8 protein-coding genes are annotated in these 12,230 nt (G+C 59.7%); 5 read left to right on the top strand and 3 right to left on the bottom strand.

Annotated features, from left to right (window positions below; all coding sequences use genetic code 11):
- The first annotated feature begins 268 nt into the window (after positions 1 to 268).
- The 4 genes from CKA38_RS00865 to CKA38_RS00850 all read left to right on the top strand — a co-directional run bounded on the left by CKA38_RS00865 (position 269) and on the right by CKA38_RS00850 (position 7,088).
- Entirely contained in the window at positions 269 to 1,192 is a 924-nt protein-coding gene (locus CKA38_RS00865; protein WP_161554645.1) for an EamA family transporter, read from the top strand.
- Positions 1,193 to 1,377: 185 nt separating this feature from the next.
- On the top strand, positions 1,378 to 2,697 hold the full coding sequence (locus tag CKA38_RS00860; protein WP_108823812.1) for an MFS transporter: 1,320 nt from the start codon (positions 1,378 to 1,380) through the stop codon (positions 2,695 to 2,697).
- A 94-nt stretch (positions 2,698 to 2,791) separates the two neighbouring features.
- Positions 2,792 to 4,588: an N-acetylmuramic acid 6-phosphate etherase family protein gene (locus tag CKA38_RS00855; protein WP_108823811.1), complete on the top strand. Its 1,797-nt coding sequence runs from the start codon at positions 2,792 to 2,794 to the stop codon at positions 4,586 to 4,588.
- Positions 4,589 to 4,826: 238 nt separating this feature from the next.
- Positions 4,827 to 7,088 (top strand): exo-beta-N-acetylmuramidase NamZ domain-containing protein, encoded by a 2,262-nt coding sequence (locus tag CKA38_RS00850; protein WP_202863937.1) that lies wholly within the window; start codon positions 4,827 to 4,829, stop codon positions 7,086 to 7,088.
- Between the two features lie 113 nt (positions 7,089 to 7,201).
- Here CKA38_RS00850 and CKA38_RS00845 read toward each other — a convergent pair whose 3' ends face one another.
- From CKA38_RS00845 to leuC, 3 genes are all read right to left on the bottom strand, one after another.
- The gene (locus tag CKA38_RS00845; protein ID WP_108823809.1) at positions 7,202 to 8,653 is read right to left on the bottom strand and encodes a hypothetical protein; all 1,452 of its coding nucleotides are present in this window, start codon (positions 8,651 to 8,653) and stop codon (positions 7,202 to 7,204) included.
- Positions 8,654 to 8,973: 320 nt separating this feature from the next.
- Positions 8,974 to 9,579 (bottom strand): 3-isopropylmalate dehydratase small subunit, encoded by a 606-nt coding sequence (leuD, locus tag CKA38_RS00840; RefSeq protein ID WP_108823808.1) that lies wholly within the window; start codon positions 9,577 to 9,579, stop codon positions 8,974 to 8,976.
- A gap of 162 nt (positions 9,580 to 9,741) precedes the next feature.
- Positions 9,742 to 11,163, bottom strand: a complete 1,422-nt coding sequence (gene leuC, locus CKA38_RS00835) for a 3-isopropylmalate dehydratase large subunit (protein ID WP_108823807.1) — start codon at positions 11,161 to 11,163, stop codon at positions 9,742 to 9,744.
- Between the two features lie 109 nt (positions 11,164 to 11,272).
- Here leuC and CKA38_RS00830 point away from each other — a divergent pair, with 109 nt between their 5' ends.
- Positions 11,273 to 12,214, top strand: coding sequence for a LysR family transcriptional regulator (locus CKA38_RS00830; protein WP_108823806.1), 942 nt, complete (start codon positions 11,273 to 11,275; stop codon positions 12,212 to 12,214).
- The last annotated feature ends 16 nt before the right edge of the window (positions 12,215 to 12,230 follow it).

The raw sequence follows: 12,230 nt of genomic DNA, 5'->3' as shown, positions 1-12,230 counted from the left end.
ACAATGACATCGCGCGGATATCCCGTAACCGTCACCCGCGCGTGTTTGCCCGCTTCGCCAAACGTGGGCGGCAATGAGGATTTCGTCCCGTTCAGGTGCGGCGGCACGCATGTCTGCCGGTCGGTCTTTCTCCGTTTGTTTTGTGGACTTTAGGAGGCTTGATCAGTGTCCTGTGCGGCTGTCGAGTTTACCTGTTTGTCTCTCATCAGGGATAAACTTGGCGGTTTGCGCCGCGCGCATTCCGTATTTTTTAATTTGTAGCATATCCATGTCCGTATCATCCGCCAAATCCGCAAGCACTGTCGCGCTCGTCGCCGCGTTTCTGACGATTTATATCGTCTGGGGCAGCACGTATCTCGCCATGCGTGTCGGAGTCGAAACCATGCCGCCGCTTTCAATGGCCGCCGTGCGTTTTCTTGTCGCGGGCGTCATCATGTTTGCGTTTGTGAAACTGCGCGGCTCGCCCCGCGCCACCGCGCGACAATGGCGTGACAACGCGCTTATCGCCGCGTTCCTGCTGCTCGGCGGCAACGGCCTTGTCATCTGGGCCGAGCAATACATCCCCTCGGGAATCACCGCGCTTCTCATCGGTTTTTCCCCCATGTGCATGGTGCTTATCGAATGGGCGTTTCCCGGCGGACGCCGTCCGGGGCCTTACACGATTGCCGGGCTCGTCATCGGCTTTGCCGGCATCATCGTGCTGGTCGCGCCATGGGAACACTTCAACGATGACGGTGCGCTTCCGTTGAAAGGCGTCGTCGCCATCATTGGTTCGACGGTCTTCTGGGCAACAGGCTCGATTCTTTCGCGGCATGTCCGCAATCCCGCCCCGGCGTTCAGCGCGTCGGCCATGCAGATGCTCTGCGGCGGCGCCATGCTCGCGGTCGCCGCTTTCGTTCGCGGCGAGCCGGCCTCGATTGATATCGGCTCGTTCAGCACGCGCTCATGGATAGCGCTTTTTTATTTGATCGTCATCGGTTCGCTTGTCGCGTTTTCCACCTACACGTGGCTCATCACGCACAGCACGCCCGCGCGCGTGTCCACTTACGCGTATGTGAATCCGATCGTCGCTGTGTTTCTCGGATGGCTGATTCTTGACGAGCCTGTGACGCTTCGCACTTTGGCCGCCGCCGCGATCATAATCCTTTCCGTGATGATTATCATCGTTCGCAAAAACAAACGCGCCGCGTAACAACGCTTCACGGCATGCGCCGGCAAAAATTCGGTTTAATCGCATTTTGCGTTTTTGTTCTTCCACAATTCCGCAATCGATATTTTTTAATGCTAAACCCTTTCGGAGTTCCCGGACGAATGAATGCCCTCGAACATCGACACAGGCGGAAACGCCCGCGTCGTGTTTTCTAAAAAATACTTTTCATGCAACACAACCAACCAAGCCCCGCCCCGTCTTCTGTTTCGCCTTCGCCCCGCGCGTCGCGGCCGCTTTCCAAGAATTACCGGTGGGAGTTGATGCTCCTGCTGTTTTGCACGTATTTTCTCCACCAGATTGACAGGGCGATTTTTGGCGTCCTTACAAAAAATATAAAAATCGACCTCGGCTTGGACGACCTCCAGATCGGGCTGAGTCACCAGCTTTTGTTTTTTGTGATGGCGGCGATGGTTCCAGTCGCGGGTTACGTCGGCGACCGGTGCAGCAAAAAATGGATCATCACCATAAGCCTGATTTTTTGGAGCGCGGCGACGATGATCACGGGAACGGTGACCGGGCTCGTGGGCATTCTCATTTTCCGAAGCATCGCCACCGCGGGCGGCGAGGCGTTTTACGGGCCGTCATCGACCGCCATGATCGCGAGCTTTCACAAGGAGACGCGGGCGCGCGCGCTGTCCATTCACCAAAGCGCCGTTTACATCGCGCCGATGATCAGCGGGTTTCTCGGCACGGCCATCGCGGCCGCCTTTGGCTGGCGCTCGGTCTTCTATATTTTTGGCGGGCTCGGCATCGTCATGGGCGCGATTCTGATATTCCGTTTGCGCGACAAACCCGCGGACTCCGACGCACGATCGGACGCCCCGGACAACTCGCCGACTGCCGAAAAGATTCCGTTTTGGAGCGCGGTGCGGCAGATCGTTCGCATCCCGACGGTGCTTCTGCTGACGGCCGGGTTCATCGCGGTGGTGTTCGTGAACAACGCCTATCTTGCGTTCGCGCCGATTTTCATTGAGGAGCGCTTCGGCGTTTCGGAAATGGAGGCGCGGGGCTACGGCATGTTCATGCACTTCGCGGCGGCGTGGATCGGCGTGATCGTCGGCGGTTTCCTGACCGACACCTTGGTGCGTCGTTGGAAATCGTTTCGCCTCGTTCTGCAAACCACGGTCATGTTTCTCGGCGTGCCGATGATTTTTCTCATCGGAAGCGTCGGGTCGCCGCAAACGCTTTGGGTGATTTTGTTTCTCTTCGGCCTTTTCCGCGGCCTTTATGAAACGAACACCCACGCCGCGATTTTCGATGTCGTGCCGCCGAAACTCCGCGCGATGGTTGTCGCGTTGATGCTTCTGGCGGCGATGAGCATCGGCTCGTTTGCGCCGACGCTGTTCGGCTATTTCGGGCGGCTTTACGGAACCGGCGACGGCATCGCCCTGGCGTTTCGGATCGTCTCGGTCGCCTGGATTATCGGCGGCATCTGCGTGCTCTGCGCCCTGTTGTTCACGTTTAAAAAAGACCGGCTGAAAGACTGAAAAAACAAGCAACCAACCACGGAGCGCGCGGAGAAATCCGTGGTCAAAAAACAAACCAGTTTGAATTAGCAACAACCACCAACTCCCAAAAAACATGCCCACCGAATCCACCCGCCTCGCCGCGGAACATTTCTTGAAAAACGAAACCGCGTTTCACCTCGGCGAAATGCTCACGGAGCAATCGCATCCGGTCACGCGAACACTTTCTCAAACGCTCGAAAAAAACACGGCGGAGGGAATCGAAATGCTGCTGCGCGTTGACGACGACATCCCGCCCGTCGTCGATCGTGTTCTCGCCTCGAAGGAATTCGGAAAGTTGCGCGCCGACATCCTCGAAACACTCCGACTCGGCGGACGGATTGTTTTCAGCGGCTGCGGCGCCACCGGCCGGCTCGCAATCCTGCTGGACGCGGCGCACCGAAAGTTTTGCGCGAACGCGGCGGTCCGTTTCCCGGAGCAGTGCGATTTTTTCACGACTCTCCTCGAGCAAACGCAGGCCATCATGACCGGCGGCGACTACGCGTTAATCCGCTCCGTCGAATCCTTCGAGGACTACATTTCCTTCGGACAACGACAGGCGCAAGACGCCGGCATGGGGCCGAACGACTGCTTGGTGGCCATCAGCGAAGGCGGCGAAACCTCGTCGGTCATCGGCACGATTCACGGCGCGCTGGCCGCCGGATCGCGCGCGCATTTTATGTTCAACAATCCCGCCGAATTGCTCGTCCGAAAAGTCGAGCGTTCGCGGGCCGTGATCACCGATGCGCGCGTCAACATCATCGACTTGGCGACAGGGCCGATGGCGGTCGCCGGCTCGACACGAATGCAGGCGACGACCATCGAGCTGCTCATCGCCGGGCTGGCATTTGAGGCCGCGCTCGCCGACTTTCTCCCCGGGCGATTGCCCGCGCCTGTCACGCAGGCGATTTTCCCGTCGGGTGCCGCGCCCGAGCAAGGAGCCGCGCGCTTCCGTCAACTTCTCCGGCAAATACGCACGCCGGAAAACATTCGCGCCATGGCCGCCTGGGTCGATTTCGAGCGGGATATTTACGCCAAGTCGGGACTCATCACTTATTTTCCCGACGAATACATGCTCGACATTTTCACCGACACGACGGAGCGCTCGCCGACATTTAAGGTGCCGCCGTTTCGCTCGACGCTCGAGCCGGACGACCCCGTTTCATGGGCCTACGTGAAAGAGCCGCTTCGCGATGCGGACTCGGCATGGCGACGGCTCCTCGGCCACGAGCCAAACTGCATCACGTGGACGCCCGACGACTATCGCGCGATGGGCGCCGCCGAGCGCATCATCGAGAATCCGCCAAAAATCGACCGCGCGCGCCTGGCAACCTACCGCATCGGTTGCGAGCCGGACACATCGCGAACCGCCGTCCGTCCGAACGCCGCCATCGCATTTCTGGCGGGCGCGGAAATGGCGCATCTCGAAAACCGCGACGAGTGGTATCAGGCGTTCGAGCGCGCCGCCGCCGGTTTCGAACGCCGCGCCGCCATCCTGATCGGCACGCGCCGCCCCGCCTCGAATCCGTTGGACGAAATCTGTTTCATCGAGGCGGACATGCCCGAATCGCCCTTGGAAATTTTCGCGCACCTCGCCGTCAAGCTGGCGTTGAACAACGTCTCCACGGCGACGATGGGCAAACTCGGACGCCTCAGCGGAAATTGGATGGCGCACGTTGACGCATCGAACAAGAAGCTGATCGACCGGAGCATCCGCCTGGTCAGCGAACTGGCCGGCGTCGATTACGAAACCGCGTGCCACGCGCTGTTCGAGTCGCTCGAAGAAATGAGCGCCTGGCCCGAATCCCGCCGCAAAACCGTCTCCCCCTCGGCCCACACGGTCAAACGGCTTCGGGAGAAAAACGCACAATGACAACCCGTGGGGCGCACCTTGCGTGCGCCCTAACGCCCGCCCGCTTTTTGAATACGAACGCTACAGTTTTTCGCACATCAGGGCGCACGCAAGGTGCGCCCCTACACAAGCACCCATGAATCTCATGAACCTCAAATGCACCCTTGTTTTATTCTTCTGTTCCCTCTGCCTTTGCTTGTGCGCATCGTCGCAAGCAGCGGCTCGAACACCGGCGTTGCGACCGGAGAAACTCGCCGAGATGCAGGCCTTCATCAACGACGCCATCGCGGAGGGGCATTGTCCGGGCGCGGTGTTGTGGGTCGAGCACAACGGCGAGCGTTTTCATTCGGCGTTCGGAAAACGCGCGCTCGTTCCGGCGGTGGAAACGATGACCGAGGACACGATTTTCGACCTCGCCTCGCTCACGAAAGTCGTGGCGTGCACGCCGTCCGTGATGCTGCTCGTGGAGCGCGGACAAATCAAACTGGACGAGCCGGTGCGCACCTACATCCCCGAGTTCGCGGGAGACGGCAAGGAGCGGATAACCGTCCGGCAATTGATGACGCACACCTCCGGCCTGCGTCCCGGCATCGAAACAAAATCGGGTTGGAGTGGCGCGGCGGCCGCGATCGAAAAGGCCTGCGCAGAAATTCCGCGCACGCCGCCGGGCACGGCGTTTCGTTACAGCGACATCAACTTTTTTATGCTCGGCGAAATTGTCCGCCGCGTCAGCGGAGTGCCGCTGTCCGAGTTTGCCGCGCGCGAAATTTTCGCACCGCTAAAAATGGCCGACACCGGCTACCTTCCCGCGCCGGAAAAACTGCCGCGCATCGCGCCGACGGAAGTCGTCCAAGACAAAAAGCCGTGGCGCGGCGTCGTTCACGATCCGACAGCGCGAAAGATGGGCGGCGTCGCCGGGCACGCGGGGCTGTTCTCCACAGCAGCGGACTTGGCGCGTTACGCGCGGATGCTGCTCAACGAGGGCGAGCTTGACGGCGCGCGCATTTTCAAGCCCGAGACGGTCAGGTTGATGACCAGCTTGCAGACGTCAGGCGACCTTCCGCCGCGCGCGCTGGGCTGGGACATTGCCAGCGGTTACAGCCGCCCGCGCGGAAAGATTTTTCCATTCGGCTCCTACGGGCACACCGGTTTCACGGGCACGATTTTGTGGATCGATCCCCACTCGCGCACATTTTATATATTCCTTTCCAATCGCAACCATCCCACCCGCGAGTCGAGCATCGTGCCGCTCTATTCCAAGCTCGGCACGCTGACGGCGGAAATCGTGGGCGATTTTAATTTCGCCGGCGTCCCGGGCGTGCCCGCGGACAAGGATTTGACGGCGCGAATCGAATCCCCGATTCCCGCGACCAAACGCGCCGCTTCCCGCGCGAAGGTTTTGAACGGCATCGACGTGCTGGTGAAAAACAACTTCGCGCCGATCAAGGGTAAACGCCTCGGCCTGATAACCAATCACACAGGGCACGACCGCGAGCGCAACCCGACCATTGATCTTCTCAAGAATGCGCCCGGCGTGAACCTCGTGGCGCTCTTTGGTCCCGAGCACGGAATTCGCGGCGAGCACGATGTGAGCAAAATAGAAGACGGTCGCGACACCAAAACCGGCTTGCCCGTTTACAGCCTCTACCTTGGCAAACGGCGCAAGCCCCTGCCCAAACAACTCGAAGGCATCGACGCGCTGGTGTTCGACATTCAGGACATCGGCTGCCGGTTCTACACCTACGCGTCCACGATGGGACTGGCCATCGAGGCGGCGGCGGAAAACGGAAAGGAAATTTTTATCCTCGACCGACTGAACCCGATCAACGCCGCCGCCGTCGAAGGTCCGGTGCTGGCCGAGCCGCCGACATTTGTGGGTTTCTTCCGCGTGCCGTTGCGGCACGGAATGACCGTGGGCGAACTGGCAAAAATGTATAACGCCGAAAAAAAACTCGGCGCGAAACTGACCGTCATCCAAGTGGAAAATTGGACGCGCGCCCTGTGGTTTGACCAAACGGGGCAGCCTTGGACAAATCCCTCGCCCAACATGCGCAACCTGAAACAAGCCGCGCTTTACCCGGGTGTCGGCTTGGTGGAATTTTCGCTGTCCGTGGGGCGCGGCACCGACACGCCCTTCGAGCAAGTCGGCGCGCCCTACATCGACGAGCTTGCGTTCGCGGAAAAACTCAACGCCGAGGGATTGCCCGGTGTGCGTTTCGCGCCCATCCGTTTCACGCCGACCGCCAGCATCCACAAGGGCGCGGAATGCGGCGGCGTTTACATCATGCTCACCGATTTACAGGCTTACAATTCGGTCGATATCGGAATCATCTTGGCGCGGACGCTGTATCAAATGTATCCGGACCAATTTCCCGTCGATAAAGTCAGCCGCCTGCTTCTTCACAAACCGACGCTCGAGGCGATCAAGTCGGGCAAAACACTCGCGGAAATCCACGCGCTTTGGAAGAGCGAGCAGGACGAGTTTATGAAGCGTCGCGAAAAGTTTTTGATTTACAGGTAGGGCAAACCGTCCGGGTGAGCCGAAAAAAACGGCATGAAATTCGGAGTGCCACGGGGCACGAAAAACTTCGGCTCAGCCTGAGGCTTCGCCCTACCAAAAATGCCAGTCAAATATTAGAATCGCGTGATGATGCCGAAGCGGATGCCGAGACCGTTGTCCATTTTAATGTTGGCGTTGCGCCCGTGCAGATCCTGTTTGTATGAATTCAGGCGCTCGTATGCCACACCGGCATAAAAACCGGTGCGTGTGCTCGTCCACCATTCAAGATTCGCGTCGAAATAAAAGCCCCCAATGTATTTCTGGTTGTTCTTGGTGTCTGTGGTGACCGAATATCCATTTGCGTAAGTTTCCTTGTAGGCTGTGCTTATGGTGCTGGTCCCATGGGGGACGTTCACATTTTCCGCGTAGCGGAATTTGGAGCCCACGTAGGCGGCCATGTATCCGCCACTGAGATAGGCCGAGAAGCGTTTGCCGATCGGAATGCGCACCATCGGGCCGAGGCGCAACATGTAATAGACACCCTTGACCTGCCAGTAGCCGTCGGCGGTGCCGTCCAGCAATTTATCCCTGTCGGGATCATTCAAATTGGATTCCTCGGTGGCCGCACTGGTGTTGCCGATGGGATTGGTTGTCTCCAGGGCGGTGTAACCTGAAACTTCAGTTCCGTTGCTGTCCACATAGGTGTATTTCAAGTCTTGGTATTCGTCGTCATTCTCCGTGGGGACAAAAATATTGGGGAAACTGGAGGCTTCGCCATGTGTCTTGAGTTTGCCTTTTGTTGGCGTGCCGCCGAATTTGTCGCCGGTGGTGTAAATATCATACCAATCTGTTATGTAATCGAGTTTTACATTCACAGACTGGCGGGTTTTGGCATTGAACTCGGAGACGCCGAAGCTGACACCGATGCCCCATTCGAAATACTTGAAGCGCTGGATGACGCGCCCCATCGTGAGTTCGACGCCGGGGTTTCTGCTGTCCTCAGCAGTGACCGTGTCCGTGGAGCCTCTCGATGAGAAGGCGCTCATGCCGACTTGCTGGTAGTCCGAATTGTCGGGGTTGTCCCTTAACTGGCCGCTGTCGCCCGAGTAGGACCAGTTTCTTGTGTAGTGCCTCCAATTGGAGTCGTCTTTGTTGTAATACACATAATTGCCTGTGATGACCACATTGCCATCCTTGTCGCGAATGGCCTTCCCGTCGCTATCCAGTTTAATGGTGTAATAACGACCCTCGACGCCGCCAGGCATGCTTTTCCATGTGACGCATGTGCTGTCCGAATAGGCCGGACGATCACCGGAGGCGGAATCCTTGTCGTCGGCGGTTATTGTGCCGTTGTCGTATCCGCCGGAGTTGATTCTGTCGCGGGACACGGTGAACGGGGTTGCGCCGAGATTTCCGCCGAAGGTGACCTTGGCGCCGCCGATCATTCGCACGCCGATGGAGAAGCTGTTTTTCATCGGCCGCAGGTATTCAACGGGCGTGACAGGCGTTTTGTCCTGGGCGTGCACCAAGAGTCCGGTGCCAACAAATAGAGCGAAAACAAGTGTGCGCGGGAGAGTCGATTTCATGTAGACGAATTGCCTAGAACTGTCGGCTTATTGAAAAGTTGCGAGCAAACTTTCTAATTGAGTTGTAATTTCTTTGTTTGAGGCGTGCGGCGCAGGGCGCGACGGGCGAAAACATGTCCGCACGGCGGTTTTGGCGCAGGCCGGTGCATGCGGGCGTGTTTCGGAAGTGCGTTGATGACTTCCCAAAGCGGGGTAGTGTTCCAGAAATTTAATGCGCGCGGGAGTTTCGGACCCTGACTCGGCATCCCTGTGCGGATAAAAATGGAGCGGCACCGCGTGCCTTCACGCGGTGCCGGGGCTCGGCGCAGCCGGAGCGGCGCTTACGAAGCGGTCATGTAGGGAAACTTCGCGGCCAGCGCGGCGGTTGCGTCCTTGGCTTCAAGGAGTTCGCCGATCGCATCCCAGCGTCCCGCGACCAGGCCCTCGCGCGCGCTTTCGCGCATCGTGATTGGGATTTTTTGATCGCCGAAACGCACTTCGAGATGCTCGACATCAACCGTCACCTCGAGTTGGGGATTTGCCTCGATTGCGGCGGCGACCTTGGCGATGTCCTCATGTTTTGCGTTCACACAAGGAATGCCGAGCGTGGTGCTGTTGCCAAAAAAGATCTCGGCGAAGTTCTCCGCGATGATTGCCCGGAATCCGGCCTTGTGGATGGCTTGCGGCGCGTGCTCGCGCGAGCTGCCGCAGCCGAAATTGGCGCCGGAGAGCATGACCGTCGCGCCCTTGTGCTCGGGCTTGTCGATCGGGTGGCCGGTGGGTTTGTCGTCGGGCGTGTGGCGCACGTCGTAAAACAGATACTGGCCCAGGCCGTCGAAGCTGACGCATTTCATGAAACGCGCGGGAATGATGCGGTCGGTGTCGATGTCATTGCCGGGCACGTAAACGGCGCGGCCGGTGACTTGGGTGATTTTTGCAAGGCTCATTTTATTTAAGTTTAAAGTTTTTATTTTTTAACCACGGAGGACTCGGAGAGGCACGGAGTGAAGAATCGTTTTGGCTGGCTGTCGCTTCGCAGTCGAAACTGCGTTCCCGGTTTGGTCTCCGTGTTTTCCGTGGTTAAGTGGATTGGTTGTTCGTCAAATCGTTTAGTTGTTTGCGGCGGGGAAAACTTCCCGCGCGTCGGCGACGTGGCCGGCGATGGCGGCGGCGGCGACCATCAACGGGCTCATCAGGATGGTGCGTCCCGTCGGGCTGCCCTGGCGACCCTTGAAGTTGCGGTTCGAGGAGCTGGCGCTGACTTGATCGCCGACGAGCTTGTCGGGATTCATCGCCAGGCACATCGAGCACCCGGCGTCGCGCCATTCAAAGCCGGCGTCCTTGAAGACTTGGTCGATGCCGAGCTCGCGGCAGAGCACCGCGACGCCTTGCGAGCCGGGGACGGCGAGCGCACGGATGCCGGGCGCGACTTTTTTGCCTTTGATGTGCTTGGCGACTTCCTGGAAATCGGTGAGGCGTCCGTTGGTGCAGGAGCCGAGAAACGCGACGTCGATCTTGGTGCCCTTGATGGGCGCGCCGGGCGTGAATTTCATGTAGGCGAGCGCCTCCTCGATTTCCGCCTTTTCCTCGGCGGTGGCCGCGGTCGCGGGATCGGGAATGTTTTCGTTGATCGAGATGCCCTCGGCGGGATTGATGCCCCAGGTGACGGTGGGCGCGATGTCGGCGGCGTCGATTTTGACAACATCGTCGTAGGCGCAACCGGGATCGGACGCGCAGGCTTTCCAACGGGCGACGGCCTCGTCCCACGCCGCGCCCTTGGGGGCGTAGGGACGGTCCTTGAGATAGGCGAACGTGGTTTCGTCGGGATTGACGTAGCCGACGCGCGCGCCGCCCTCGATGGACATGTTGCACACGGTCATGCGCTCCTCCATCGACATGTTGTCGAGCACCTCGCCCGCGAATTCGTAGGCGTAACCGGTGCCGCCGTTGACGCCGAGCGTGCGGATGATGTGCAGGATCACGTCCTTCGCGTAAACGCCCCGTCCGAGCTTTCCGTTGACCTCGACACGGCGCACCTTGAGCGGCGAGATGGCCATGGTTTGCGTGGCGAGGATGTCGCGGATTTGCGTGGTGCCGATGCCAAACGAGATCGCGCCGAACGCGCCGTGCGTGGAGGTGTGCGAGTCGCCGCAGGCGATGGTCATGCCGGGCTGCGTGATTCCCTGCTCGGGCGCGATGATGTGGATGACGCCCTGCTTGCCCGTGGCGCGGTCAAAAAACACGATGCCGTTATCCTGGCAGTTTTTGCGGATGGCGTCCATCATGGCCTGCGCGAGCGGGTCGGCGAAAGGCTCGCACGCGCCGGGGTTGGTCGGGATGATGTGGTCGACCGTCGCGAAAGTGCGGTGGGGCATGGCGACCTTCAGGTTGAGGTCGCGCAGCATGCCGAACGCCTGCGGGCTGGTGACTTCGTGCAGCAGGTGCGTGTCGACGAGGAGCTGGGTGTGCCCGCTCGAGAGTTTGCGCACGGCGTGCGCTTCCCAGACTTTTTGGAACAGTGTTTTTGGCATGATGTTTAGGATCGGATTTGTGTTAAAAATACGCGGATAAAGCGAATAAATCGGGACGCAGGATAGCAGATTCTTGCAATATCAAAAAATACTCATTTTGTTGTGATTGATGCCTGCCGAGTATCAATTTCCCTACGATCTGCGCCACCTCGTCTATTTCCTCGAAGTCGCGCGCCATCTTCATTTCCGCAAGGCCGCCGAGTCGCTTAATGTCGCGCAGCCCGCGCTCAGCCGCCAGATCGCGCACCTCGAGGAGGCGCTGGGCGCGAAACTCTTCGCGCGCACCCGCCGTCGCGTCGAGCTGACACCCGCGGGGCGCGCCTTTGCTGCGCGCATCGAGCCGGTGCTGCGCTCGCTTAACGCGGCGGGCCGGGAGCTGCGCTCGCTGGCGGCGGGCGAGACTGGGCATGTGCGCGTGGCGTTCACGGGGCTGGCGATGGCGACGGTGCTGCCGGATATTTTGCGCGAGTTCAACCGGCGTTATCCCGGCATCCGGCTTGAACTGAACGAAATGCCCACGAGCGCCCAGCTTGCCGCGTTGCAGGTGGGAGAGCTGGGGTGCGGCTTTTTTCATCCGAACACAAACGGGGCGGGTGCGCCCGCGCCGGGCATTCGCACGCACATGCTTTTGCGCGAGCGCAACGGCATCCTGCTTCCCGCGGGGCACGCGCTCGGAAAAAAGAAACTGCTTCGGCTGCGCGATCTCGCGGCGGTGCCGTTTGTGTTGTTTCCGAGGGCGAACAACCCCGGGTTTTACGACCGCATCATCGCGGCGTGTTCTCAGGCTGGCGTGACGCCGAAAATCGTCGAGGAAGTCTGGCCCCGAGCCAACGGAATCGGCCTGGTGCGCGCCGGCATTGGCGTGACCTTCATCACGCCCTCCGAGGCGGGGCCGTTGCAGAAGGACGTGGTGTTTCACGCGCTCATCGGCCACGCGCCCGAGAGCCGGCTTGTCCTCGGCTGGAAGCAACCACCCGCGCCCGATCCCGCGCTCGCGGCATTTTTGGACGTGGCGATGGGGCGGTGGGAAAAAGTAGCGAGTGGCGAGTAGAAAAGTGTGCTGCGCC

This window comes from Ereboglobus luteus (genome assembly GCF_003096195.1).
GTDB lineage: Bacteria > Verrucomicrobiota > Verrucomicrobiia > Opitutales > Opitutaceae > Ereboglobus > Ereboglobus luteus.
The sequence above is the reverse complement of the archived record's forward strand: the minus strand, read 5'-3'. Positions and strand labels throughout refer to the sequence as shown.